The organism is Leifsonia sp. GW821-FHT13C05 (genome assembly GCF_058806515.1).
In genome coordinates this window covers 1,165,768-1,189,864 of record NZ_JBXAPT010000001.1, presented here as the reverse complement: position 1 = coordinate 1,189,864, position 24,097 = coordinate 1,165,768, and the positions used below count along the sequence as shown (strand labels likewise).

Genomic DNA, 24,097 nt, shown 5'->3' with positions numbered 1-24,097 from the left:
TCAGCCGAAGGTGGCGAGGGCTTCTTCGATCACGGACGCCGCGTCGTCGATCAGCTCCTCGCTGATGACGACCGACGGCAGCAGGCGCAACACGCTGTCCCAGCTTCCGGCGTCGAGCGGGATGACGCCGTTCGCGGTCGCGTGCGCGAGGATCGCCTTCAGCGCATCCGGGTTCGGGGTCTTCGTGCCTGGGATGACCAGCTCGACGCCGAACATCGCGCCCTTGCCGCGCACCTCGCCGACCACGGCGAAGCGGTCCGCCCAGTCGCCGATGCGCGCCCAGAGCGCCTTCTCGACCCGCTGCGCCTCGGCGAGCAGGTCCTCTTTCTCGAAGACATCGAAGACGGCGAGCGCTGCCGCGGTGGAGACCGGGTTGCCGCCGAACGTTCCTCCGATGCCGCCCGGCTGCACAGCATCCATGATCTCGGCGCGGCCGGTGACCGCCGCGAGCGGGAAGCCGCCGGCGATGCCCTTGGCGCTCGTGACGAGGTCGGGGACGACGCCGTGGTGCTCGATCGAGTACCACGTGCCCGTTCGGCCGATACCCGCCTGGATCTCGTCGGCGACGAAGACGATGCCGTTCTCCGTGCAGAACTCGGACAGCCGCTTGAAGTATCCGGGGGCCGGGATGATGATGCCGCCGTCGCCCTGGATCGGCTCGACGAACAGCGCCGCCAGTTCGGTGGCTCCGATGTGGGTGTTGATGTAGTCGATGGTGCGCTCTGCCGCCTCCTCGCCCGTCATCCCCTCCGGGTCGCGGAACGGGTAGCTGATCGGCACGCTGTAGATCTCGCCGGGGAACGGGCCCATGCCCGCGCGCTCCGGCCAGGGGCGGTACGTCATCGCCATCGTCAGGTTGGTGCGGCCGTGGAAGGCGTGATCGAGCGTGGCGATGGCGCGGCGGCCGGTGAACTTGCGGGCGATCTTCACCGCGTTCTCGACGGCCTCCGCGCCCGAGTTGACCAGGATGCTGTGCTTCTCGAAGTCGCCGGGGGTGATCTCGGCCAGCTTCTCGGCGACGCGCACGTAGTTCTCGTACGGCGTGACCGTGAACAGGGTGTGCGTGAGCTTCGACGCCTGCTCGAACGCGGCGGCGGCGACCTCGGGATGCGCGTGGCCGATGGTCGTCACGCCGATTCCGCAGCCGAGGTCGATCAGCCTGTTGCCGTCGACGTCGACCAGGATCGCGCCGGAGCCCGACTCCATGTAGATGTTCGCGAGGGTGCCCGCCCCGCGGCTGACCGACGCGACCCTGCGCTCCTGCAGCTCGATGGAGCGAGGGCCGGGAAGAGCGGTGACGAGGTTGCGGGTCTGCGGGACCGAGAATTCGCGAGTCATGTGTTCCATCGTATGCGGCGCCCGCTGTCAGGTTGGGCAAAGGAGGATGCGGCAGACTGGGTACTCCTGCCCGCATTCCGGAAAGTATCACTGTGCGCAAAACTCTCTCGATCGTCACCGCCGCCCTCGTCGTGGCCGGGCTCGCCGCCTGCAGCTCGGGGGCGCCGAACGCTTCGGCGACACCGGATGCGAACGGTTGCCTGAACATCCAGCCGGGAGACACGTCGAAGTCGATCACGGTGGATGGGAAGTTCGGTGCGACGCCGAAGGTCACCATCCCGACGCCGCTGAAGACCACGGACATCGAGCGCAGCGTCGTGATCAAGGGCAACGGAGCCATGGTCAAGGGCGGCGACAGCATCGGCATCGCGCTGGTCGCGTACAACGGCACCACCGGCAAGGAGCTGACGCCCGCCGCCGGGTTCGACGGCCAGCCGGCGCAGTCGATCAAGGTGGACGACAAGGCGTTCGTCCCTGGCCTCGTCCGCGCCGTCGAGTGCCTGCCGCTCAAGTCGCGCGTCGTGCTCACCTCCACCACCAAGGAGGCCTTCGGTGATGCGGATGTCTCGTCGCTCAAGCTCAAGGCCAGCGACCCTGTCGTCTTCGTCGCCGACCTCGTCGAGAAAGAGCCGACCAGGGCCACCGGCAAGTCCGTCACTCCGCCTGAGGGCTTCCCGACGGTGAAGCTCGCGAAGGATGGCGCGCCGACGGTCACCATCCCGAAGACCGACCCGCCCACCGAGACGAAGATCGGCATCCTCAAGCAGGGCGACGGCGCTGAGGTGAAGGCTACGGACACGGTCACCATCCAGTACTCCGGCCTGCTCTGGCGCAATGGCCAGGTCTTCGACTCCACATGGGCGAAGGGGCAGGCATACTCCGGCGTCGCCTCCCAGTTCGTCCCCGGATTCACCAAGGCTCTCGTCGGCCAGAAGGTCGGCTCGCAGATCATCGCGATCATCCCGCCCGCCGACGGCTACGGAAGCAAGGGCAACGGCGACATCAAGGGCACGGACACGATGGTGTTTGTGGTCGACATCCTGAAAGCCGTCGGCTAGCACCGCTGATACGCCGGGTTCCGTAGGCTGGACCCGTGCGCAGAGTCATCATCCTCGGTTCCACCGGTTCGATCGGCACCCAAGCCCTCGACGTCATCCAGGCGAACCCCGACCGCTTCACCGTGGTCGGGCTCACCGCCGGCAGCAATGCGGACGAGCTCGCCGCGCAGGCGGAGCGGTTCGGGGTGCGGGAGACCGCGCTCGGGGCCGACGACTCCGAGCGGCTGGTGCGTGGCGTCGAGGCCGATGTGGTGCTCAACGGGATCACCGGCTCGGTCGGTCTGGGCCCGACGCTCGCCGCGCTGGAGACGGGAGCGAGCCTGGCGCTCGCCAACAAGGAGTCGCTGATCGTCGGCGGTGCGCTCGTGAAAGCGGCGGCCGCCCCTGGGCAGATCGTCCCCGTCGACTCCGAGCACTCCGCCATCGCGCAGGCGCTGCGTTCCGGCACGCACAGCGAGGTGCGGCGGCTGGTGCTGACCGCATCCGGTGGGCCGTTCCGGGGCAGAACCCGCGCATCCCTCGCGGACGTCACGCCCGGGGAGGCGCTCGCGCACCCCACCTGGGACATGGGGCTCGTCGTCACCACGAACTCGTCGACCCTGGTCAACAAGGGGCTCGAAGTGATCGAGGCGCACCTGCTGTTCGATGTGCCGTACGACAGGATCGAGGTCACGGTGCACCCGCAGTCCGTCATCCACTCGATGGTGGAGTTCGTGGACGGCTCGACCATCGCGCAGGCTTCTCCTCCGGACATGCGGCTCCCGATCTCGCTCGGCCTCGACTGGCCGAACCGGGTGCCGGGCGTCGGCGTCCCTCTCGACTGGACCGCCGCGCACAGCTGGACCTTCGAACCGCTCGACGGCGAGGCGTTCCCCGCCGTCGCGCTGGCGAAACGCGTCGGAGAGGCGGGGGAGACGTACCCGGCCGTGTTCAACGCCGCGAACGAGCAGGCCGTCGCCGCCTTCCACGCCGGGGCCATCGGCTACCTCGACATCGTCGACACGGTCGAACGGGTGGTGGAGGCGCACCACCCGGCCGGCGAGCTCACCCGCGAGAGCCTCGCGGAGGCCGAGCGCTGGGCGCGGGATGCCGCCGACCGGTTGATCGCCGCCGCATAGCTTTACCGCATAGCTTTGCCGCATAGGTTTCCCCCGGCTGGTTCCAAGCTGATCGCGGCTAGCCTGTAGCCGTGGAATCCGTGCTGCTCTTCGTCCTCGGCGTCGTCATCATCCTGGTGGGCGTTGCATTGTCGATCGCGCTGCACGAGATCGGCCACCTCGTGCCGGCGAAGCTGTTCGGCGTCAAGGTGACGCAGTACATGATCGGCTTCGGCAAGACGCTGTTCTCGTTCCGCCGCGGCGAGACGGAGTACGGCGTGAAGGCCATCCCGCTCGGTGGCTACATCTCCATGATCGGGATGTTCCCCCCTGGCAAGGAGGGCGGCTCCGGCCGCAACGCCACCACCGGGTTCATGCAGTCGATGGCCCAGGATGCGCGGTCGGCGAGCGCAGAGACCGTGCTCGTCGGCGAGGAGAACCGCACCTTCTACAAGCTGCCGGTGTGGAAGCGCATCATCATCATGTTCGGCGGACCGTTCATGAACCTCCTCATCGGCGTCGTGCTGTTCGGCGTGCTGCTGATGGGCTTTGGCACCGCGCAGCAGTCGACGACGGTGGCGACCGTGAGCCAGTGTGTCATTGCGTCGAACAGCGCACGCCAGACCTGCGCGGCCGACGATCCCACCGCACCGGCCGCCGCGGCGGGCATCAAGCCGGGCGACACCATCGTGAGCATCGACGGCACGCCGATCACCAGCTGGGCGCAGTCCACCAAGATCATCCGCGAGTCCGCCGACCGCACCCTCTCCGTCGTCGTCCTGCGCGACGGCGCACAGAAGACGCTGACCCTCACCCCCAAGACCAACACGGTCGCCAAGACCGACGCATCCGGTGCCGTCGTCAAGGACGCGGACGGCAAGGTCGCAACGCTCACCGCCGGATTCGCCGGCATCGGGTCGCTGCAGAAGCTCGTGCCGCAGCCGATCACCTCGGTGCTCCCCGCCGTCGGGGCGCAGACCGGCGAGGTCGTCGGCGTGATCATCCACCTGCCGCAGCGCATGGTCGACGTCTGGAACGCGGCGTTCGGCTCGGGCGAGCGCGACCCGAACGGGCCGGTGAGCCTGGTCGGCATCGGGCGGGCGGCCGGGGAGCTCACGGCGCTCGACGGCGTACCGGTGATCGACAAGGTGTACTCGATGATCGGGATCCTGGCGTCCCTGAACATCGCCCTGTTCGTCTTCAACCTCATCCCGTTGCTTCCGCTCGACGGCGGCCACATCGCGGGCGCGGCGTGGGAGGGCATCCGGCGCACGTTCGCCAAGCTGTTCAAGCGTCGCGACCCAGGGCCCGTCGACATGGCCAAGCTGATGCCGCTGACCTTCGCGGTCGTGATCGTCCTCGGCGGGATGAGCGTGCTGCTGATGTACGCGGACATCGTCAAGCCGATCAACCTGTTCGGCTAGGCACCGCACACCCCGCGCCCAGCCGGTTCCCAAACAGCCGCGTAGGATTGGGGACGTGGCAGCAATCAACCTGGGGATGCCGAAGGTTCCCGAAACACTCGCACCCCGACGCAAGTCCCGTCAGATCAAGGTCGGCAAGGTCCTCGTCGGCGGCGACGCCCCGATCAGCGTCCAGTCGATGACCACGACGCCGACCACCAACATCAACGCGACCCTGCAGCAGATCGCCGAGCTCACCGCATCCGGATGCGACATCGTCCGGGTGGCCGTGCCGAGCCGCGACGACGCGGAGGCGCTGCCGATCATCGCGAAGAAGAGCCAGATCCCGGTCATCGCGGACATCCACTTCCAGCCCAACTACGTCTACGCGGCCATCGACGCCGGGTGCGCGGCCGTGCGCGTCAACCCGGGCAACATCCGCAAGTTCGACGACCAGGTCGGCAAGATCGCCGCAGCGGCCAAGGCCGCAGGCGTCTCGCTGCGCATCGGCGTCAACGCCGGATCGCTCGAACCCAGCCTGCTGCAGAAGTACGGCAAGGCCACCCCGGAGGCGCTCGTCGAGAGCGCGGTCTGGGAGGCGAGTCTGTTCGAGGAGCACGACTTCCACGACTTCAAGATCTCGGTCAAGCACAACGACCCGATCGTGATGGTCAAGGCGTACCGCCAGCTCGCCGAGCGCGGCGACTGGCCCCTGCACCTCGGTGTCACGGAGGCCGGGCCGGAGTTCCAGGGCACGATCAAGTCGGCGACGGCGTTCGGCATCCTGCTCTCCGAGGGCATCGGCGACACGATCCGCGTCTCGCTCTCCGCTCCTCCCGCGCAGGAGGTCAAGGTCGGCCTGCAGATCCTGCAGTCGCTCAACCTCCGCGAGCGCAAGCTCGAGATCGTCTCCTGCCCGAGCTGCGGACGCGCCCAGGTGGATGTGTACAAGCTCGCCAACGACGTCACCTCCGGCCTCGAAGGCATGAGCGTCCCGCTGCGCGTCGCCGTCATGGGCTGCGTCGTCAACGGACCGGGCGAGGCCCGCGAGGCCGACCTGGGTGTCGCATCCGGCAACGGCAAGGGCCAGATCTTCGTCAAGGGCGAGGTCATCAAGACCGTGCCGGAGGCCGAGATCGTGCAGACCCTGATCGCCGAGGCCAACCGCCTCGCGGCCGAGATGCCCGACGTGACCTCCGGTGAGCCGACGGTCACGGTGGGCGCGCACTAGGCGCACGACTTTCACAACGGCGGAGTTACGGGGCGACTCGCCGCTGTCCACTCCGGTATTGCGGAGATCAGCCCGTCGCGCTTCCGCTTCTCCGCTGGGACGGAAGCGGCGTCGTCTGCCGCACCGACTCCGTTGGAACGGAGAAACGGCGTCGGTGCGCCCGCTTCTCCGTTCGGGCGGAAAAGCGGGCGGCGCGTCGCGCGCAGTCTCCGCGCGAACGTAACGCCCTACACGACGACCAGCGCCACCCGCCCGTCCGGGATGCTCGCGGCCGTGAGGCGCACCCGCACGACCGTTCCCGGCAGCACGGAATCCGGGCGCGGCATCGACGCGACCACGGCAGGGTCGGCCAGCTGTACGGTCATGTCGCCGTTCCGGATGGCCAGCACCGTCGCGTCGAACTCGTCGCCGATCCTGCCGCTGAGCAGTGCGGCCTCGACGCGATCGACGCTCGCCGCGCCCAGCTGCGCCGCGACGCGCGACGACGTCCCCATGATCGCGGGAAGTTCGCCGAGCGAGTCCGTCACCCACGCCGGCACCGGTCGCCCAGCGCTCAACGCCTCGCAGATCACCAGGACCCACCGGTCCACGAGCCTGCGCAGGGGAGCGGTGGTGTGCGCATACGGAGCGGCGACCGCCGACTGCAGAGGGTCGGGGGGCGCCTCGCCCGCCATCACCACGTAGCCGGCCCCGCGGAACAGCCCGGTGGCCGCCTGCATCACCGCGAGAGCGCGCGGGTCCCCGTGGTCCAGGGTGCGCAGATACTCGCCGTACGACACGTCCTCTGGCCAGGGAAGGCCGAGTGCTGCCGTCTGCGCCCGGAACCCGGCGATCGCGTCGTCCGAGGGAGGCGGCATCGTGCGCAGGATGCCGACCCGCGCATCCAGCATCAGTCCGGCCGCGGCCATCCCGGTGAGCAGCGAGATCTGGGCGTTCCACTCCTCGACCGGCAGGGGAGCCCGGCGCTCGAGCGTGTACGCGCCGTCGCGGAACACGATCTCCTCGTCCGGCGCGTTCAGGCTGGCGCCTCCGCGCTGCCGCTCGCACTGGATGCGCAGCAGGCCCACCTCCTTGAGCAGCTGCAGCGTCTCCGGCCCTGAGCCGTCGTCGATCGCCGACTGCGCCTCCGGATACGACCACTGACGACGCGACCGGATGGCGGCGCGCGCGACGGAGACGGAGACCTGGCGGCCGTCGGCATCCAGGGCCAGCTCCCAGACGTACGCACTGCGGTCCTCGCCGGCGAGCAGCGAACCGGCGTGCTCGCCGATGGCCGACGGGTGCAGCGGGATGCGGCCGTCCGCCGCGTAGATCGTCTGCCCGCGCCTGCGCGCCTCGCCGTCCACCGCCCCGCCGGGCAGCACCAGTGCGGGAACGTCGGCGATGGCGTAGCTGACCAGATAGCCGTCCGTCGCGCGCTCGATGTGCACGGCCTGGTCGAGGTCGGTCGAGCCCTCCGGGTCGATGGTGAGGAACTCGACCGCCGTCAGATCCCGGGAGGGGAGTCGCAAGCTGCCCGCCGCGGCCGCCGCTTCGTCCTCGACGGCGGCCGGGAAGCCGTCGGGGAGGTCGAGCGAGGTGCGCAGCGCAGCCAATGCCTCCGCGAGCTCGCTCTGGGCTGCTGAGGCGGTGACGTGCGTTCTGCGGTCGGGCATGCGGTCAGCCTATTCCGGCGGTGCGACACCGCCCCGTCCCCGCCGTCTAACATGGAACGGTGCCTACACGCCTGACGAACTACTTCCTCCGCACCCTCCGTGAAGACCCCTCCGACGCCGAGGTCACCAGCCACAGGCTGCTGGTTCGCGCCGGATACATCCGACGCCAGGCGCCGGGCATCTTCGCGTGGCTGCCGCTCGGCCTGCGCGTCAAGGGCAAGATCGAGGCCATCATCCGCGAGGAGATGTCGGCCGCGGGAGCGCACGAGGTGCACTTCCCCGCGCTGTTGCCGCGTGAGCCGTACGAGGTCACCGGCCGCTGGGAGGAGTACGGCGACGCGCTCTTCCGCCTGCAGGACCGCAAGGGCGCGGACTACCTGCTCGCGCCGACGCACGAAGAGGCGTTCACGCTGCTCGTGAAAGACCTGTACTCCAGCTACAAAGACCTGCCGCTGGCGATCTACCAGATCCAGGACAAGTACCGCGACGAGGCACGCCCCCGTGCCGGCCTCCTGCGCGGCCGCGAGTTCACGATGAAGGACGCGTACACCTTCGACTACACCGACGCCGGCCTCGATGCCAGCTACCAGGCTCAGCGGGATGCGTACGAGCGCATCTTCACCAGGCTCGGCCTCTCCTACGTGATCGTGCAGGCGGACGCCGGTGCGATGGGCGGTTCGCGCAGCGAGGAGTTCCTGCACCCCACCGCGGTCGGCGAGGACACCTTCGTGCGCTCGGAGGGCGGATACGCGGCCAACGTCGAGGCGTTCACCACGCTCGCCCCGGCCGCCCGCTCGTACGAGAAGCTGACGCCGCAGGAGGTGCTCGACACCCCGAACACGCCCACCATCCAGACCCTGGTGGATGTGGCCAACGAGAAGCACCCGCGGCCGGACGGCCGCGCCTGGACGGCGGCGGACACGCTCAAGAACGTGGTGCTCGCCGTCACCCACCTGGACGGGACGCGCGAGCTGGTCGTCGTCGGGCTTCCCGGCGACCGCGAGGTCGAGATGAAGCGCGCAGAGGTGGCGTTCGCGCCCGGTGAGGTCGAGCCGGCGACGGACGCCGACTTCCAGAAGCACCCCGGCCTGGTCAAGGGCTACATCGGCCCGTGGGGCGCCGACGGCCCTGTGCTCGGCGAGGAGTCCGCCACGGGCATCCGGTATCTGGTCGACCCGCGCGTCGTGGACGGCTCCGGCTGGATCACGGGTGCGAACATCGACGGCAAGCACGTCTTCGGGCTCGTCGCCGGCCGCGACTTCTCGTGGGACGGCACCGTCGAGGTCGCCGAGGTCAGGGAGGGCGACCCCGCCCCGGACGGCTCCGGTCCCGTCGAGCTGGCGCGCGGAATGGAGATCGGTCACGTCTTCCAGCTCGGCCGCAAGTACGCGGACGCGTTCGGCCTCAAGGTGCTGGACGAGAACGGCAAGCTCGTCACGGTCACGATGGGCTCGTACGGGATCGGCGTCACGCGCATCCTGGCGATCATCGCCGAGGAGAACAACGACGACAAGGGCCTGATCTGGCCGGAGTCCGTCGCGCCGTTCGACGTGCACGTCGTCGCCGCCGGACGCGATCAGGTGGCGTTCGACGTGGCGGAGCAGGTGACGGCGACCCTCGAGGAGGCCGGCCTGGACGTGCTGTTCGACGACCGCCCCAAGGTCTCGCCCGGCGTGAAATTCGGCGATGCCGAGCTGATCGGCGTCCCGCACGTGCTGGTGGTCGGCCGCGGTGCTGCCGACGGCGAGGTCGAGCTCTGGAACCGCAGGACGGGCTCCCGAGAGACCCTGCCGATCGCGGACGCGCTGGCTGCGCTCACGGCGTAGCCGGCCGGAGCGGGGCGGCTAGAGCCGGATGGCGACGGCCCTGACGCACCAGAACAGGCCATAGGCGATCAGGCCGATGGCGATCAGGATGAGCAGGAACACGCCGAACGGAAGCTGGGTGAGCGACTTCAGCGCGCCGTCGAGACCGCCGGCCTTGCTGGGATCCACGGTGATCGCCGCGTAGACGACGAGGCCGCCGACGATGCCGAGGGCGACGCCCTTGGAGATGTAGCCGACGCGGCCGAGGGTCGTCGTGATACCCGCCAGCGCGTTCGGTGGGAGGCGGAGGCCGCGCTCGAACTTGTGCGTGATCCCGTTGACCAGGAAGCCGATGCCGACCCCGACGATCGCCAGGCCGATCGCAGCCAGCAGGAAGACGCCGCCGGGGACGGCGAGCAGCTTCGAGCTCGCCGACTTCTCCGAAGCAGACGAGTCGGAGCCTCCACCGGATGCGATGCTGATCGCGGTCACGGCGAGCACCGCGTAGACGACGCCCTTGCTGATCTCGACGACCCGGGTGCCCGCCTTGTGCGCCACGACGGTCTGCAGGATCTGCCACAGCGCGAGCGCGATCAGGCCGACGATCACCGCCCACACCACGAACAACCCGCCCGGCACGTCGACAAGGGCCTGCAGGGCGCCGGACTGGTCGGCGTCGCCGCTCCCGCCTGCGCCGACGGCGACAGCGAGCGCGATGGCGCCGATCAGGATGTGCAGGATGCCGATGGCTGCATTTCCGACCCTGGCGAGGACGCGGACGGCAGGGATGCGCTCGACGCGTCTGGCGGCAGACGTGGGGGAGGTCATGTTGGGAACGGTACCCCCGTTCCGGCCGGTCGGAACATCGGGTACCGTAGTTAGTCGAGTCCGTCGCGCAGAACGCGGCGGCGAGATCTGAATAGAGGAGGCCGGCATGGACATCGACCTCAGCGTCTTGCGTCTCATGGAACGCGAGCGAGAGATTCCCTTCGATGAGCTGGTGCAGATCATCGAGCAGGCGATTCTGACCGCCTACCTGAAGCACACCGATCAGGCCGACCACAAGCACGGGCACACCGAAGAGCCTCCCGCGGCCCGCGTGCACCTCGACCGCAAGACCGGTCACGTGTCCGTGTACGTCCCCGAGAAGGACGACGAGGGCAACATCGTCGGCGAGGCCGAGGACAGCCCGAGCGACTTCGGCCGCATCGCGGCGTTCGCCGCCAAGCAGGTCATCAACCAGCGGCTCCGCGACATCGCGGACGACGCCGTGCTCGGCGAGTTCCGTGGCAGGGAGGGCGACATCGTCGCCGGTGTCATCCAGCAGGGGCCGAACCCCCGGATGATCCACGTCGACCTCGGCAGCGTCGAGGCGATCCTGCCGCCCGAGGAGCAGGTGCCCGGCGAGGAGTACACCCACGGGTCGCGCATCCGGGTGTACGTGACGAGTGTCTCGAAGGGCCTCAAGGGTCCGCAGATCACCGTGTCGCGCACGCACCCCGCGCTCGTGCGCAAGCTGTTCGCACTCGAGGTGCCGGAGATCGCGAGCGGCGTCGTCGAGATCGTGTCCCTGGCCCGCGAGGCCGGTCACCGCACCAAGATCGCGGTGCGCGCCACGGAGCCGGGAGTGAACGCCAAGGGCGCGTGCATCGGCGAGCTCGGACAGCGCGTCCGTGCCGTGACGGCCGAGCTGAACAACGAGAAGATCGACATCGTCGACTACTCGCCCGACCTGGCCACGTTCGTGTCGAGCGCCCTGTCGCCCGCCAAGGTCACCAGCGCGTTCGTCATCGACGAATCGCTCAAGGCCGTCCGCGCTCTCGTGCCCGACTACCAGCTGTCGCTCGCCATCGGCAAGGAGGGTCAGAACGCCCGTCTGGCCGCGAAATTAACTGGAGCGAAGATCGACATCCAGCCCGACTCGATCCTGGACAAGGAGTAGTCGCGCCCGACCGAGGTTGTGCGCGGGTGTAGGATGGAACCTGTTAGAACGTGCGTCGGATGCCGTTCTCGCGCTCCCCGATCCTCACTTCTGAGGGTCGTCGCCCAGAACTCGAAACTCGTGGTGGACCATTCCGCCACGCTTCCCGGGCGAGGCGCGTGGCTGCATCCGGTCGTCGGGTGTCTCGACAAAGCCTTGCAGAGGCGCGCCTTCGGGCGGGCCTTGAAGGTCGACGGGATGCTCGATACGACGGCCATCCAGGCCGCACTTGAAGAGAACAGGCTGAACGGCACAGTGAACTCAAATGAGTGACAACTAATGAGCGGCTCGAAATGAGACCCGTCCGTAACTAACGGTCTGCCCTGCTAGGGGTAGACCCCCTAGACAGGAGAATTGTGGCTGCAAAACCACGCGTACACGAGGTCGCAAGCGAACTCGGAGTCGACAGCAAGGTCGCCCTTGCGAAACTGAAAGAGATGGGCGAGTTCGTCAAGGGACCGTCCTCCAGCATCGAACCGCCGGTGGCGCGCAAGCTTCGCGCTGCCCTCGAGGCGGAAGGCTTCACGGCCGACAAGGCTGCAGCGGCAGCACCGGAGCAGAAGGCGGCAGCGCCGAAGTCCTCCGCTCCCGCGCCGGGCGCTTCGCGTCCGTCGTCTGCTCCCAACCCGGGCGGCACGGCCCCCAAGCCGGCGGCCCCGCTGTCGGTGGCAGAGCGCCAGGCCCTCGCGGAGCAGAAGGCTGCTGCCGAGAAGGCTGAGGCCGACAAGGCCGCGGCAGACGCCAAGGCACAGGCGGCGAAGGACGCCCCCGCGGCCTCCGCAGATGCCGCCGCGCCCGCAGCGCCGTCGGACGCCGTCAAGCCCAACACCGCTCGCCCGGCAGGCGGAAACGCCGCCAGCAGCATCCCGCGCCCCGGCGCTCCGCGCCCGGGCAACAACCCGTTCGCATCCAACCAGGGCATGGGTCAGCGCCCGAGCGCGCCGCGTCCCGGCAACAACCCGTTCGCGAGCTCGCAGGGCATGGGCCAGCGCCCGTCGCCCGGCAACATCCCGCGCCCGACGCCCCCGCGTCCCGGTTCGCCGCGCCCCGGTGCCCCCGGAGCGGGCGGCAACCGTCCCGGCCAGCGTCCTGGCGGCGGTGGTGGAGGCCGTCCCGGTTTCCAGCAGCGTCCGGGTAGCGGTGGTGGAGCAGGCGCCGGTGCCGGCGCAGGTGGCTTCCAGCGCCCAGGCGGCGGCTTCGGCGGCCCGCGCCCGGCAGGTGGCGGCGGCGGTCGTGGTCGTGGACCGGGCGGTGGAACCGCTGGTGCCTTCGGTCGCGGTGGCGGCAAGAGCAAGGCCCGCAAGTCGAAGCGCGCCAAGAGGCAGGAATTCGAGCTGAGGGAAGCTCCGTCGCTGGGCGGCGTGAGCGTACCCCGTGGCGACGGCAACACCGTCGTCCGGCTGCGCCGCGGTGCATCCATCTCGGACTTCGCCGACAAGATCGACGCCAGCCCCGGCAACCTGGTCACCGTGCTGTTCCACCTCGGTGAGATGGCGACGGCCACCGAGTCCCTCGACGAGGCGACCTTCGGCGTGCTGGGCGAGGAGCTCGGCTACAAGGTCCAGATCGTCTCTCCGGAGGACGAGGACAAGGAGCTGCTCGAAGGCTTCGACATCGACCTCGACCAGGAGCTCGAGGACGAGACGGACGAAGACCTCGAGATCCGTCCGCCCGTCGTCACGGTCATGGGCCACGTCGACCACGGTAAGACCCGTCTTCTCGACGCGATCCGCAACGCGAACGTCGTTGCAGGCGAGGCCGGTGGCATCACCCAGCACATCGGTGCGTACCAGGTGTGGACGGAGCACGAGGGCATCGAACGTGCCATCACCTTCATCGACACCCCCGGTCACGAGGCGTTCACCGCCATGCGTGCCCGTGGTGCGCAGGTCACCGACATCGCGATCCTCGTGGTCGCGGCGGACGACGGCATCATGCCGCAGACCATCGAGGCGCTCAACCACGCCCAGGCGGCCGGTGTGCCGATCGTGGTCGCAGTGAACAAGATCGACAAGCCGGACGCCAACCCGGCCAAGGTGCGCCAGCAGCTCACCGAGTTCGGTCTGGTCGCCGAGGAGTACGGCGGAGACGTCATGTTCGTCGACGTGTCCGCGCGCAACGACATCGGCATCCAGGACCTCCTGGACGCTGTGCTGCTCACCGCGGACGCCGGGCTCGACCTGCGCTCCAACCCCAACAAGGATGCGCGCGGTATCGCGATCGAGGCCAAGCTCGACAAGGGCCGCGGTGCAGTCGCGACCGTGCTCATCCAGTCGGGAACGCTGCGCGTCGGAGACTCGATCGTCGCTGGTACGGCCTATGGCCGCGTCCGTGCGATGGTCGACGAGAACGGCGACGCCGTTCACGAGGCGTACCCGTCGCGTCCTGTGCAGGTGCAGGGTCTGTCCAGCGTTCCGCGAGCAGGCGACACCTTCCTCGTCACCGAGGAGGACCGCACGGCCCGTCAGATCGCTGAGAAGCGTGAAGCGGCCGAGCGCAACGCCATGCTGGCGAAGTCGCGCAAGCGCATCTCGCTGGAAGACTTCACCCGTGCTCTGGAAGAGGGCAAGGTCGAGGCGCTCAACCTCATCATCAAGGGCGACGTGTCCGGTGCCGTGGAGGCGCTGGAGGAGTCGCTCATGAAGATCGAGGTCGACGACTCGGTCCAGCTCCGCATCCTGCACCGCGGCGTCGGCGCGATCACCGAGTCGGACATCGACCTGGCGACCATCGACAACGCGATCGTGATCGGCTTCAACGTCCGCCCGGACGTCAAGGCCCGCGAGCGTGCAGCCCGCGAGGGTGTGGATGTGCGCTTCTACTCGGTCATCTACAACGCGATCGACGACATCGAGAGCTCGCTCAAGGGCATGCTCAAGCCGGAGTTCGAAGAGGTCCAGTCCGGTGTCGCCGAGATCCGCGAGGTGTTCCGCTCCTCCAAGTTCGGCAACATCGCCGGTGTCATCGTCCGCTCCGGGACGATCACGCGCAACGCCAAGGCGCGCGTCATCCGCGACGGCGTCGTGGTCGGGGACAACCTGGCCATCGAGTCGCTGCGTCGCTTCAAGGACGACGTCACCGAGGTTCGGACGGACTTCGAGGCCGGTATCGGTCTCGGCAAGTTCAACGACATCCAGATCGGCGACGAGATCGAGACGACCGAAATGCGGGAGAAGCCCCGCGCGTAGGTGTGGAAAGGAGGTCCGGAGGGTTCGCCCTCCGGGCCTCCTCCCATCCCGCTCGGTGCTATCAGGGCAGTGAAGGAGAGACAACATGGCTGACCCGGCACGCGCGAGGAAGCTCGCGGACAGAATCAAGGTCATCATCGCCAAGCGGCTCGAACGCGGCGTCCGCGACCCGCGCATGGGCTTCGTGACCATCACGGATGTGCAGGTGACAGGCGATCTGCAGCACGCGTCGGTCTTCTACACGGTCTACGGCACCGACGAGGAGCGCACGGACACCGCCGCGGCCCTCGCTGCGGCCACCGGGATGCTGCGCAGCGAGGTGGGCAAGAACATCACCGCCCGCCTGACGCCGTCGCTCGAGTTCATCCTGGATGCGATCCCGGAGAACGCGGCGCACATCGAAGACCTGCTGCGCGAGGCGCGCCAGCGCGACACCGAGGTGGCCGGCCTGGCCGCCGGTGCCGCATACGCGGGCGACGAGGACCCGTACGTCAAGCCCCGCGAGGACGACGACGAAGACTGACCCCGGTCTTCCGCCTTCCCAGACAATCGAGCCGGGACTTGTGTACGCACCGCTACGGCGTGTCGCGTACACAAGTCTCGGCTCGATTGCTGCGTGCCGCCGGGTCAGGGGAGGGTGTAGCCGCCTGGGGCGGTGACGGCGAGGCCGTCGGCGAGGAGGCCCGCCAGGGCGCGGTCGCGCTGGGTGGCGTCCGGCCAGACGGACTCGAGTTCGGCGGCGGTCACCGGGATGTGCGAGGCGCGCAGCTCGGCCAGGATGCGTCCGCGCACCTGCCGGTCACTGCCCTCGTACTTCTTCTGCACGGCCTTCTTCGGGCCGGCGTACTCCGGGTATCCGGCCAGCCGCCAGGCGCACACGTCGGAGAGCGGGCACACGTCGCAGCGCGGCGTCCTGGCCACGCAGACCAGCGCGCCGAGCTCCATCATTCCCGCGTTGAACGCGGCGGCTGCTGCACGTTCGGAGGGGAGCAGCGACTCCATCGCGGCGAGGTCGCGTCTGCTCGGCGGCGAAGGCTCGCCCTGGCCGTCGACGGCGCGGGCGATCACGCGCCGGATGTTCGTGTCGACCACCGGGTGCCGGTCTCCGTACGCGAACACCGCGACGGCGCGCGCCGTGTAGTCGCCGATGCCCGGGAGCGCGAGCAGCGCATCCACGTCGTCGGGCACGACGCCGCCGTGACGCTCGGTAATGGCGACGGCGCAGGCGTGCAGCCAGAGCGCGCGGCGCGGGTAGCCGAGCGACTGCCAGGCGCGCACGGCCTCGCCGGGCGGGACGGCGGCGAGGTCCGCCGGCGTCGGCCAGCGGGTCAGCCACTCCTCGAGCCGAGGGATGACGCGGTTCACCGGGGTCTGCTGCAGCATGAACTCGCTGACCAGAGTGCCCCAGGCGGTGAAACCGTCGCGGCGCCACGGCAGGTCGCGACGGTTGGCATGGAACCAGTCGATGACGGAGGCGGAGAACGAGTCCTGAGCATCCACCATCGTTCCAGCGTAATCGGTGCGCGCGCGGCTTAGGCTCGTGCCATGAAGCTTCCACCGACGCCGCGCGTCCTGTTCCTCCGTGAACTGGTCGGCGAGGTGACGCGCAGCTATGGGCACGGCCGGACGATGGTCGCGGTGGACGGAGTCACGGACACCGCGCCCTTCGCCGACGACCTCGCCGAGGTGTTCCGCGAGGCGGGCTACGATACCTTGCGCGCGTCGATGACCGACTTCCACCGTCCGCGCGCCGACCGCACCAGGCTCGGGCCGGAGTCGGCGCTCGACTACTACCGCGGCTCGTTCGACTACGTGACCTTCCGGCGGGTGCTGATCGACCCGTTCCGGATGGCGGGCAGCACCGGGTTCCAGACGGCGGCGTTCGACGAGCGCCGGGATGTGCCGATGGAGAGCCGCTGGGAGACGACCGGCCAGGATGCGGTGCTCGTGGTCGACGGCGAGTTCCTGCTGCGGCCGGAGCTGCGCGGGATCTGGCACTACTCCGTCGCGCTGGTGAACACGCCGCAGGACGCGATCTACGAGAACGACGCGGAGCCGCGGATGTGGGCGAGCGCGCTGGTGGACGACAGCGACCCCGAGCTGCCGCGGAGGGTGTTCGCGGACAGCTGCTAGACGACCGCGCGCATCCGGTCGACGACCACGGCGGGCTCGATGAACGCGCGCGTGCGCTCCACCTCGTGCACCAGGTCGACGATGGCGGCGTTGATCGGCGCCTCCCGGCCGAGGTCGTGGGCTTCGCCGACGATGGCGCCGTTGAGGTAGTCGATCTCGGTCAGCTGGCCGCGCCGGATGCTCTGCAGCGTCGACCCGGGGTTGGGGGTTGCGCCCATCCTGCGCTTCATCATGAGCGGCACGAGCTGGCCCGCCCAGAGCGGGGAGACGGCGACGAACCGCAGGATGCCGTTGCTGAGCCCCTGGATGCTGCCGTAGTGGATGCCGCGGTCGAAGCCGACTCGCACGGCCTCGCGCATGCTGGCCGTGACGATGCGGCGCAGCCGGCGGTCGCCGAGCGAGTCCTGGGCGCTCAGCCCGGTGATGGCGGGCATCGCGTTGATCTGGTTGACGATGAGCTTGGTCCACTGGGCGCCGTCGAAGTTGTCGACGGCGAAGGCCGGCATCGCGGCGTCGAGGACGCGGGTGGCGAAGACTGCGGCCTCTGGTGGCTCTCCGCTTCCGGCCCCGATGTATGTGTTCGCCGCCGTGGTCACGGTGACCCGGCCGGGGGAGAGGTAGCTCGCCGCGTAGAGGGCGAGGGCGCCGACGCACTGCGAGTCCGGGAGCATCGTCATGGCCTGGCGCAGCCCGGTCAGGCCGTTCTGCACCACCACGACCGGGATGCCGCCGAGCAGGTGCTGGTTCTCCCGGAGGGCGGCGGCCGCATCCTGCGCCTTCGTGCAGAGGAAGGCGAGCTCCGGCTGGGTGCGGAGCACCTCGTCGGCGGAGACGTGCGCGGTGTGCGACCCCCAGGCGCCGTCGAGGTGCAGGCCGCCTTCTCGGATGGCGGAGAGCTGGGTGCCGCGCGCCGTGACCTCCACCTGGTGGCCGACGCGGTCGAGCAGGGCTGCGATGGTGCCGCCGACGGCTCCCGCTCCGATGACGCCGATCCGCATCCCCCCACCCTAGCCGCGCGGCAGGGGAGGAGGGATGCGGTGCGACCGGATGCGGTCAGTCGACCAGTGCTGCCGCCTGCGGGGAGCCTTCGGCCGCCACCGCCTCCGCGAGCTCGGTCTCCGCATCCTGGTGGCCGCGGCGGCGGATGCCGGACGGCAGGGCGAGCGAGATGATCGCGGCGACCCCGAGCACTCCGGCGCCGACCCAGATGGCCGGGATGGCGGCATCCACGTAGCCGGTGGGGGTCAGCGATCCGCCAGCGCCGGTGAACACGGCGGTGAGCACGGCGATGCCGAGCGCGACGCCGATCTCCCGGAGGGTGGAGTTGGTGCCGGACGCCTTCGCGTGGTCCTCGGCCTTCATGTTGGCGAGCACGGCGGTGGAGCTGGGGGCGAAGACCAGGCCCATGCCGATGCCGGCGAGGGCGAACGGCGGCCACATGGCCGAGTATTCGAGATCGGCGGACAGGGTGAGCGCGATCCAGGCCATCGCGACCGTGAGCAGGACCAGGCCGACGAGGATCGGCAGCCGGGTGCCCGTCCGGCCGGAGACGAGGCCGGTGAGTGGCGCGACCACCATCGGGGCGAGGGTCCACGGCATGGTCATCACACCGGCTTCGAGCGGCGTGTGGCCCTGCACCACCTGCAGGAACTGGATCAGGATGAAGACCGCCCCGAAGATCCCGAAGCTGAACGTCACGCCGACCAGGTTGGCCACGGTGAAGCTGCGGTCGCGGAACAGGCGGAGCGGCAGCAGCGGCGCGGAGGCGCGGCCCTCCCAGAAGACGAACGCCGCGAGCAGCACGGCGCCGGCGATCAGGGAGCCGAGCACCTCGAAACTGTCCCAGCCCGCGTCGTTGCCGCGCACGATCCCGAACACGATCCCGAGGACGCCTGGGCCGGCGAGCAGCAGGCCGACGATGTCCGCCCGGACGCGCTGGCCGAAGCTGTTCGGCAGGGCGGCGAGCACGAGCGGCACGGCGATGACACCGAGCGGGACGTTCAGCCAGAAGATGGCCTGCCAGTTCCAGCCCTGCACGACGGCGCCGCCGATCAGCGGTCCCGTCGCGACGCCGAGGCCGGCGATGCCTCCCCAGATGCCGATGGCGGCCGGGCGCATCCTGACGCTGACGCTTCCGGCCAGGAGGGTGAGGGACAGCGGCATGAGAGCTGCTGCTCCGACGCCCTGCACGGCCCGGGCCAGGATGAGCATCCAGGGTTCCGTTGCAAGGGCGCTCGCCGCCGAGGCGAGGGTGAAGACGGCGATGCCGCTGAGAAACACGGTGCGGCGTCCGAACCGGTCGCCGAGGGCCACCGCCATGAGCATGAGGGTGGCGAAGCTGAGCGTGTATGCGTTGATGACCCACTGCAGTTCCTCGATGGAGGCGCTGAGGTCTTTGGCGATCACCGGCAGGGCGCTGGTGACGACGAGGTTGTCGAGGGTCGCCATGAACATCGGGAGCGATGCGGCGACGACGGCCAGCCAGATCGGGATGCGGCGGGCGGTGGAGGGGGACGACATGGCGGCACATCCTGTCGAAGTCACGGGAATGTTGTTATCGGATGATTACAACAAGACCGAGATTAGTAATCGACTGATAACCTGTCAAGCGTGACCGACAAAATCAGTGAGCGCATTCCGGCGGAGGAGCGCAGAGAGCAGATCCTCGCCGCCGCCAGCCTCGTCTTCGGGGAACGCGGATACGTCGGCGCCACCACCGACCAGATCGCCAAGGCGGCCGGCATCAGCCAGCCGTACGTCGTGCGGATGTTCGGCAGCAAGGAGAACCTCTTCGTCGAGGTGCTCTCGCGGGCGCTCGGCAAACTGCTCGTCACGTTCGAAGAGACCATCGCGGGCTGGAAGGCCGACGGCTCGCCCGACGACCAGATCGGCCGGCTGCTCGGCACGGCGTACGTCAACCTGATCGAGGACCGCGGGCTGCTGCTGTCGCTGATGCAGGCGTTCAGCATGGGCCACGACCCCGTCATCGGCGAGCAGGCCAGACAGGGCTTCATCGCCATCTACACGATGCTGCGCGACGAGGCGGGCTTCGAACCCGAGCGCGTGCGCTCCTTCCTGGCGGAGGGGATGCTGCTGAACACGCTGCTCGGACTCCGCCTCCCCGAGAAGTACGGGATCGATGAGGCGGCGACGGAGCTCCTCGAGTGCACGTTCCAGACCAAGCTGCAGCTGGTGCTCGACGTCGTCGGCACGCGAAGCGCTGAGAAGAGCGCATGACGGGCTCCGGCATCCTGCTCGTCGACAAGCCGCAGGGCTGGACGAGCCACGACATCGTCGCGCGCACCAGGAGGCTCGCGGGCACCCGCAAGGTGGGCCACGCCGGCACCCTCGACCCGATGGCCACCGGCCTGCTGATCGTCGGCCTCAACTCGTCCACGCGGCTGCTGACGTACATCGTCGGCACCGACAAGGAGTACCTCGCGACCATCCGGCTCGGCCAGAGCACCACGACGGACGACGCGGAGGGCGACATCGTCGACGAGGCGCCCCAGGATGCGGTCTCCGCGGTCACCGACGACGCCATCCGGTCCGGCATCGCCGACCTCACCGGCGAGATCGAGCAGGTTCCGAGCTCGGTCAGTGCGATCAAGGTCGATGGCAAGCGCGCGTATGCGCGGGTGCGGGCGGGGGAGGAGGTCGTGCTGCAGGCGCGGCCGGTCACCGTCTCGGAGTTCGAGCTGCTCGCCACGCGGCGGCTGCCCGCCGCCATCGACCTCGACGTGCGGGTGGTCTGCTCGTCCGGCACGTACATCCGGTCGCTCGCCCGCGACCTGGGTGCTGCGCTCGGCGTCGGCGGGCACCTCACGGCGCTGCGGCGCACGCGGGTGGGCTCGTTCAGCGTGGAGGACGCGCATCCCATCGAAGCCCTCGACGTCGCCTCGGCGCTCGTTCCGGCCGCCGAGGCCGCCACGACGCTGTTCGAGCGGTTCGACCTGACGGAGCAGCAGGCCATCGACCTGACCCACGGGAAACGCATCCACGTCGCGGACAGGGAGAATGGGGGAGGCGAACCGCTCGCGGCCATCGCACCGACCGGACACCTGGTGGGACTCATCGAGTTCCGCGGAAAGGAAGCAAGAACCCTCGTGAACTTCCCGACAGACGAGATCGCGACCGCATGATCGAGTGGTTCACGGCGACGCAGGTGATCGTCGCCGCCGTCGCAGGCGTGCTCTGCATCGTGCTCGGACTGGCCGGACGCGTTCCCGGCGACCTCAGCATGGGCGCCGTCGCGCTGGTCGAGGTGCTGCTCATCGCCCAGCTGATCGTGACCATCGTCGCCCCGGCGGTGGGCAACGAGCCGAGCGGCAGCCTGCCCGAGTTCTACATCTACCTGATCTCCGCGCTCATCCTGCCGCCCGCCGGAGCCTTCTGGGCGCTGATCGAGCGCAACAGGTGGTCGACAGTGATCCTGGGCGGCGTGTGCCTCGCCATCGCGGTGATGGTGTACCGGATGGGGCAGATCTGGTTCGTGCAGGGAGCCTGAGCCAGCGCGAATAGAATCGTAGGCGATGTCACACCACACCATGTCCGCGCGCGAACACCCGGAGAGCCCCACCGCCAGGCGGCGGATCACCGGCATCGGGCGTGTGCTCGTCTTCGTCTACGGAGTCCTCGCCCTCGCGGCGACCGGACGCAGCGTCTTCCAGATCATCGACCGCTTCCACGAGGCGCCGGTCGCGTTCACCCTCTCGGCGCTCGCCGCCGTCGTCTACATCGTGGCCACCGTCGCGCTGATCGCGCCGGGCGTGGCCTGGTACCGGGTGGCCTGGATCACCATCACCTTCGAGCTGGTGGGCGTGCTCGTGATCGGCTCGCTCAGCCTCTTCGCGCCTGCGGCCCTCGGCCTGCACGACATCGACCCGTTCGGCAGGGATGCGACCGTCTGGTCGGTCTACGGCATGGGCTACCTGTTCATCCCACTCGTCCTGCCGATCCTCGGGCTGATCTACCTGCGCGGGCACAAGCCGCGCCCGGCCGCATCGTGAAGGTATTCCGGTCCGTTCAGGAGGTGCCGGACGGCTTCGGCCCGAGTGCGGTGACCATCGGCAAGTTCGACGGGGTGCACACCGGCCATCGCGCGGTGATCGCGCGGCTCTGCGAGGTCGCGGCTTCCGGAGGGCTCACCCCGACGGTCATCACCTTCGACAGGAACCCGCTGGAGCTGCTCGCGCCGGAGAAGTGCCCGACGGCGCTGGTCAGCGTCGAGCAGAAGCTCGACCTGCTCGCGGGAACCGGCGTCGAGGCGACGCTGATCGTCCCGTTCGACCGTGCACTGGCCGACCTCAGCCCCGAGGAGTTCGTGCAGCACATCCTGGTCGACAGGCTGCACGCGGCCGCCGTGCTGGTCGGGAGCGACTTCCGCTTCGGCAGGCGCGGCGCAGGCGACGTGGAGATGCTGCGCGCGTTCGGCGAGACGTACGGCTTCGTCGTGCACCTCATCGACGACGTTCGCCCGGAGCACGGACGCCGCGTCTCCTCCACCTGGATCCGCGAACTGCTTGCCGACGGCGACGTGGCGCACGCCGGCGAACTGCTCGGCCACATCCCGACCCTGCGCGGCGTCGTGGTGCACGGGGCGAAGCGCGGCAGGGAGCTCGGCTTCCCGACGGCGAACCTGTCGCCGGAGTCGGAGGGGCTCATCCCGGCAGACGGCGTGTATGCGGGCTGGCTGACCGACGGCGGCGAACGGTATCCTGCCGCCATCTCGGTCGGCAACAACCCGACGTTCGAGGGCGTCCCGCAGAAGCAGGTCGAGGCGTACGTGCTCGACCGCGACCTCGACCTGTACGACCACCACGTCGAGATCTCGTTCGTCGAACGCATCAGGGGCATGGTCGCGTACGCGGGCATCGAGCCGCTGATCGCCCAGATCGCGGACGATGTCGCCAGGGCCAGGAGCATTCTGCAGCCCGAGAACGCCAACTGATGACGGAACTCCCCGCCAGGCCCCTGTGGCATGGCCGCGCCATCGCGCTCATCGGGATCCTGCTGGTGGCCAGCAATCTGCGCACGGCCGTCGCCGCCCTGTCGCCGATCTTCGCCGAGATCCGCACGGAGTTCGCGGTCACCAGTGTCGGCGTCGGGCTGCTCGGGATGCTCCCGCCCATCTTCTTCGCGCTGTTCGGCCTGCTCGCGCCGTCGCTGACCCGCAAGGCGAGCCTCGAGGGCGTGCTGATCGCGGCGCTCGGCGTGATGCTGCTCGGGCACGTCCTGCGGGCGACGGCCGGCTCGTTCGCCATGCTCGCCATCGGCTCCGCCGTGACCTTCGCGGGGATGGGTGTCGGCAACGTGCTGCTGCCCCCTCTGGTGAAGCGGTACTTCCCGGACAGGATCGGGCTGGTCACGTCGCTGTACGCGACCGTGATGTCGGTGAGCACGCTGCTGCCTCCGCTGGTCGCCGTGCCGGTGGCCGACGCATCCAACTGGCACGTCTCCGTGGGGATGTGGGGCGTGGTGAGCCTGCTGGCCATCCTGCCGTGGCTGCGCATCATCCTGACCAGGCGACCGGTGCATCCCGAGCACGACGTCGAGGTGGAGGGCGCTGAGCCCGGGATGCTGGGCAAGGTGTGGCACGCGCCGCTCGCCTGGGCGATGGCCGTGGTGTTCGCGGCGTCCAGCCTGAACGCGTACGCGATGTTCGCCTGGCTGCCGGAGATCCTGCACGACGTGGCCGGCTCGACGCCGGTAGAGGCTGGCGCGCTTCTCTCGTTGTACGCGGGCATGGGCATCCCGGCCGGGCTGCTGGTGCCGCTGCTGGCCGCCAGAATGCGCAACGTCGCCCTGCTGCTCTACGCGGGCGTGGCGTTCTTCGTGCTCGGCTATCTGGGCCTGATCATCGCGCCGGGCACGGCGACCTGGCTGTGGGTGGTGTTCGCCGGTCTCGGGCCGCTGCTGTTCCCGCTGTGCCTCGTGCTGATCAACGTGCGCACGCGCACGCACGAGGGCTCGGTCGCGCTCAGCGGCTTCACGCAGGGCCTCGGCTACACGCTCGGTGCGCTCGGCCCGCTCGCGGTCGGTGTGCTGCACCAGCTCACCGGCGACTGGACAGCGGCCCTCATCGTCCTCATCGGCACCGCCCTCGCTGCCGCCCTCGCCGGCACCGTCGTCGCCCGCCCGCACACCCTCGAAGACCACTTCCGCCCATAAAAATCGAGTCCGAAGTTGTTCACGCCCTTACTCGGCGT

22 protein-coding genes are annotated in these 24,097 nt (G+C 69.3%); 16 read left to right on the top strand and 6 right to left on the bottom strand.

The features are described from left to right. A complete protein-coding gene (locus AC1ROC_RS05710) occupies window positions 1–1,347 on the bottom strand; it encodes an aminotransferase class III-fold pyridoxal phosphate-dependent enzyme (protein WP_085369343.1) in 1,347 nt (448 codons plus the stop codon). An 83-nt stretch (window positions 1,348–1,430) separates the two neighbouring features. Here AC1ROC_RS05710 and AC1ROC_RS05705 point away from each other — a divergent pair, with 83 nt between their 5' ends. The 4 genes from AC1ROC_RS05705 (at window position 1,431) to ispG (ending at window position 6,127) form a co-directional block, all read left to right on the top strand. Beyond that, complete coding sequence (locus AC1ROC_RS05705) at window positions 1,431–2,396, top strand: FKBP-type peptidyl-prolyl cis-trans isomerase (RefSeq protein WP_492998663.1); 966 nt, start codon at window positions 1,431–1,433, stop codon at window positions 2,394–2,396. A 35-nt stretch (window positions 2,397–2,431) separates the two neighbouring features. Then, the gene (locus AC1ROC_RS05700; protein WP_492998661.1) at window positions 2,432–3,514 is read left to right on the top strand and encodes a 1-deoxy-D-xylulose-5-phosphate reductoisomerase; all 1,083 of its coding nucleotides are present in this window, start codon (window positions 2,432–2,434) and stop codon (window positions 3,512–3,514) included. Between the two features lie 71 nt (window positions 3,515–3,585). Further along, window positions 3,586–4,917: a M50 family metallopeptidase gene (locus tag AC1ROC_RS05695; protein ID WP_492998658.1), complete on the top strand. Its 1,332-nt coding sequence runs from the start codon at window positions 3,586–3,588 to the stop codon at window positions 4,915–4,917. Window positions 4,918–4,972: 55 nt separating this feature from the next. Then, a complete protein-coding gene (gene ispG / locus AC1ROC_RS05690) occupies window positions 4,973–6,127 on the top strand; it encodes a flavodoxin-dependent (E)-4-hydroxy-3-methylbut-2-enyl-diphosphate synthase (protein WP_179150775.1) in 1,155 nt (384 codons plus the stop codon). Between the two features lie 227 nt (window positions 6,128–6,354). Here ispG and AC1ROC_RS05685 read toward each other — a convergent pair whose 3' ends face one another. Beyond that, window positions 6,355–7,782: an RNB domain-containing ribonuclease gene (locus AC1ROC_RS05685; RefSeq protein WP_492998654.1), complete on the bottom strand. Its 1,428-nt coding sequence runs from the start codon at window positions 7,780–7,782 to the stop codon at window positions 6,355–6,357. A gap of 59 nt (window positions 7,783–7,841) precedes the next feature. Between AC1ROC_RS05685 and AC1ROC_RS05680 the strand changes: the two genes are divergently transcribed. Beyond that, complete coding sequence (locus AC1ROC_RS05680; RefSeq protein WP_492998651.1) at window positions 7,842–9,608, top strand: proline--tRNA ligase; 1,767 nt, start codon at window positions 7,842–7,844, stop codon at window positions 9,606–9,608. A gap of 18 nt (window positions 9,609–9,626) precedes the next feature. On the opposite strand, the gene AC1ROC_RS05675 is transcribed toward AC1ROC_RS05680, so the two are convergent. Next, entirely contained in the window at window positions 9,627–10,415 is a 789-nt protein-coding gene (locus AC1ROC_RS05675; RefSeq protein WP_492998650.1) for a DUF1206 domain-containing protein, read from the bottom strand. Window positions 10,416–10,521: 106 nt separating this feature from the next. On the opposite strand from AC1ROC_RS05675, the gene nusA reads away from it, so the two are divergent. From nusA to rbfA, 4 genes are all read left to right on the top strand, one after another. Next, window positions 10,522–11,529, top strand: coding sequence for a transcription termination factor NusA (gene nusA / locus AC1ROC_RS05670; protein WP_085369337.1), 1,008 nt, complete (start codon window positions 10,522–10,524; stop codon window positions 11,527–11,529). 33 nt (window positions 11,530–11,562) lie between these two features. After that, window positions 11,563–11,841: a YlxR family protein gene (locus AC1ROC_RS05665; protein WP_434948193.1), complete on the top strand. Its 279-nt coding sequence runs from the start codon at window positions 11,563–11,565 to the stop codon at window positions 11,839–11,841. Window positions 11,842–11,924: 83 nt separating this feature from the next. Further along, complete coding sequence (gene infB, locus AC1ROC_RS05660) at window positions 11,925–14,756, top strand: translation initiation factor IF-2 (RefSeq protein WP_492998647.1); 2,832 nt, start codon at window positions 11,925–11,927, stop codon at window positions 14,754–14,756. A gap of 85 nt (window positions 14,757–14,841) precedes the next feature. Beyond that, window positions 14,842–15,279 carry a 30S ribosome-binding factor RbfA gene (gene rbfA, locus AC1ROC_RS05655; protein ID WP_085369335.1) on the top strand — a complete coding sequence of 146 codons (438 nt, stop codon included), beginning with the start codon at window positions 14,842–14,844 and terminating at the stop codon, window positions 15,277–15,279. A 104-nt stretch (window positions 15,280–15,383) separates the two neighbouring features. On the opposite strand, the gene AC1ROC_RS05650 is transcribed toward rbfA, so the two are convergent. Further along, window positions 15,384–16,259: an HhH-GPD family protein gene (locus tag AC1ROC_RS05650; protein ID WP_492998645.1), complete on the bottom strand. Its 876-nt coding sequence runs from the start codon at window positions 16,257–16,259 to the stop codon at window positions 15,384–15,386. A 42-nt stretch (window positions 16,260–16,301) separates the two neighbouring features. Here AC1ROC_RS05650 and AC1ROC_RS05645 point away from each other — a divergent pair, with 42 nt between their 5' ends. Beyond that, window positions 16,302–16,889: a nucleoside/nucleotide kinase family protein gene (locus tag AC1ROC_RS05645; RefSeq protein ID WP_492998643.1), complete on the top strand. Its 588-nt coding sequence runs from the start codon at window positions 16,302–16,304 to the stop codon at window positions 16,887–16,889. Here AC1ROC_RS05645 and AC1ROC_RS05640 read toward each other — a convergent pair. Together AC1ROC_RS05640 and AC1ROC_RS05635 are read right to left on the bottom strand one after the other, a co-directional pair. Next, on the bottom strand, window positions 16,886–17,887 hold the full coding sequence (locus AC1ROC_RS05640) for a ketopantoate reductase family protein (RefSeq protein WP_492998641.1): 1,002 nt from the start codon (window positions 17,885–17,887) through the stop codon (window positions 16,886–16,888). The two genes, AC1ROC_RS05645 and AC1ROC_RS05640, sit on opposite strands and share 4 nt — an antisense overlap. Window positions 17,888–17,942: 55 nt before the next feature. Next, window positions 17,943–19,409, bottom strand: a complete 1,467-nt coding sequence (locus AC1ROC_RS05635) for a DHA2 family efflux MFS transporter permease subunit (protein ID WP_492998639.1) — start codon at window positions 19,407–19,409, stop codon at window positions 17,943–17,945. Window positions 19,410–19,499: 90 nt separating this feature from the next. Between AC1ROC_RS05635 and AC1ROC_RS05630 the strand changes: the two genes are divergently transcribed. From AC1ROC_RS05630 to AC1ROC_RS05605, 6 genes are read left to right on the top strand one after another with little or no spacing between them, the layout of a single operon-like run. Beyond that, window positions 19,500–20,126, top strand: coding sequence for a TetR/AcrR family transcriptional regulator (locus tag AC1ROC_RS05630; RefSeq protein WP_085369330.1), 627 nt, complete (start codon window positions 19,500–19,502; stop codon window positions 20,124–20,126). Beyond that, window positions 20,123–21,031, top strand: coding sequence for a tRNA pseudouridine(55) synthase TruB (truB, locus tag AC1ROC_RS05625; RefSeq protein ID WP_492998636.1), 909 nt, complete (start codon window positions 20,123–20,125; stop codon window positions 21,029–21,031). The genes AC1ROC_RS05630 and truB overlap by 4 nt, the downstream gene beginning before the upstream one ends. Further along, window positions 21,028–21,396 carry a hypothetical protein gene (locus AC1ROC_RS05620; protein WP_085369328.1) on the top strand — a complete coding sequence of 123 codons (369 nt, stop codon included), beginning with the start codon at window positions 21,028–21,030 and terminating at the stop codon, window positions 21,394–21,396. Before truB ends, AC1ROC_RS05620 begins: the two co-directional genes overlap by 4 nt. 25 nt (window positions 21,397–21,421) lie before the next feature. Continuing rightward, the gene (locus AC1ROC_RS05615; RefSeq protein WP_085369327.1) at window positions 21,422–21,898 is read left to right on the top strand and encodes a hypothetical protein; all 477 of its coding nucleotides are present in this window, start codon (window positions 21,422–21,424) and stop codon (window positions 21,896–21,898) included. Beyond that, a complete protein-coding gene (locus AC1ROC_RS05610) occupies window positions 21,895–22,839 on the top strand; it encodes a bifunctional riboflavin kinase/FAD synthetase (protein ID WP_168689084.1) in 945 nt (314 codons plus the stop codon). Before AC1ROC_RS05615 ends, AC1ROC_RS05610 begins: the two co-directional genes overlap by 4 nt. Continuing rightward, window positions 22,839–24,059, top strand: coding sequence for an MFS transporter (locus AC1ROC_RS05605; protein WP_168689085.1), 1,221 nt, complete (start codon window positions 22,839–22,841; stop codon window positions 24,057–24,059). Before AC1ROC_RS05610 ends, AC1ROC_RS05605 begins: the two co-directional genes overlap by 1 nt. The last annotated feature ends 38 nt before the right edge of the window (window positions 24,060–24,097 follow it).

Excerpts from the sequence above, each read along its gene's own strand:
- AC1ROC_RS05710 (WP_085369343.1), bottom strand. The coding sequence starts at position 1,347 with ATGGAACACATGACTCGCGAATTCTCGGTCCCGCAGACCCGCAACCTC.
- AC1ROC_RS05685 (WP_492998654.1), bottom strand. The coding sequence starts at position 7,782 with ATGCCCGACCGCAGAACGCACGTCACCGCCTCAGCAGCCCAGAGCGAG.
- AC1ROC_RS05675 (WP_492998650.1), bottom strand. The coding sequence starts at position 10,415 with ATGACCTCCCCCACGTCTGCCGCCAGACGCGTCGAGCGCATCCCTGCC.
- nusA (WP_085369337.1), top strand. The coding sequence starts at position 10,522 with ATGGACATCGACCTCAGCGTCTTGCGTCTCATGGAACGCGAGCGAGAG.
- AC1ROC_RS05665 (WP_434948193.1), top strand. The coding sequence starts at position 11,563 with ATGGAACCTGTTAGAACGTGCGTCGGATGCCGTTCTCGCGCTCCCCGA.
- rbfA (WP_085369335.1), top strand. The coding sequence starts at position 14,842 with ATGGCTGACCCGGCACGCGCGAGGAAGCTCGCGGACAGAATCAAGGTC.
- AC1ROC_RS05650 (WP_492998645.1), bottom strand. The coding sequence starts at position 16,259 with ATGGTGGATGCTCAGGACTCGTTCTCCGCCTCCGTCATCGACTGGTTC.
- AC1ROC_RS05645 (WP_492998643.1), top strand. The coding sequence starts at position 16,302 with ATGAAGCTTCCACCGACGCCGCGCGTCCTGTTCCTCCGTGAACTGGTC.
- AC1ROC_RS05640 (WP_492998641.1), bottom strand. The coding sequence starts at position 17,887 with ATGCGGATCGGCGTCATCGGAGCGGGAGCCGTCGGCGGCACCATCGCA.
- AC1ROC_RS05635 (WP_492998639.1), bottom strand. The coding sequence starts at position 19,409 with ATGTCGTCCCCCTCCACCGCCCGCCGCATCCCGATCTGGCTGGCCGTC.
- truB (WP_492998636.1), top strand. The coding sequence starts at position 20,123 with ATGACGGGCTCCGGCATCCTGCTCGTCGACAAGCCGCAGGGCTGGACG.
- AC1ROC_RS05620 (WP_085369328.1), top strand. The coding sequence starts at position 21,028 with ATGATCGAGTGGTTCACGGCGACGCAGGTGATCGTCGCCGCCGTCGCA.
- AC1ROC_RS05615 (WP_085369327.1), top strand. The coding sequence starts at position 21,422 with ATGTCACACCACACCATGTCCGCGCGCGAACACCCGGAGAGCCCCACC.
- AC1ROC_RS05605 (WP_168689085.1), top strand. The coding sequence starts at position 22,839 with ATGACGGAACTCCCCGCCAGGCCCCTGTGGCATGGCCGCGCCATCGCG.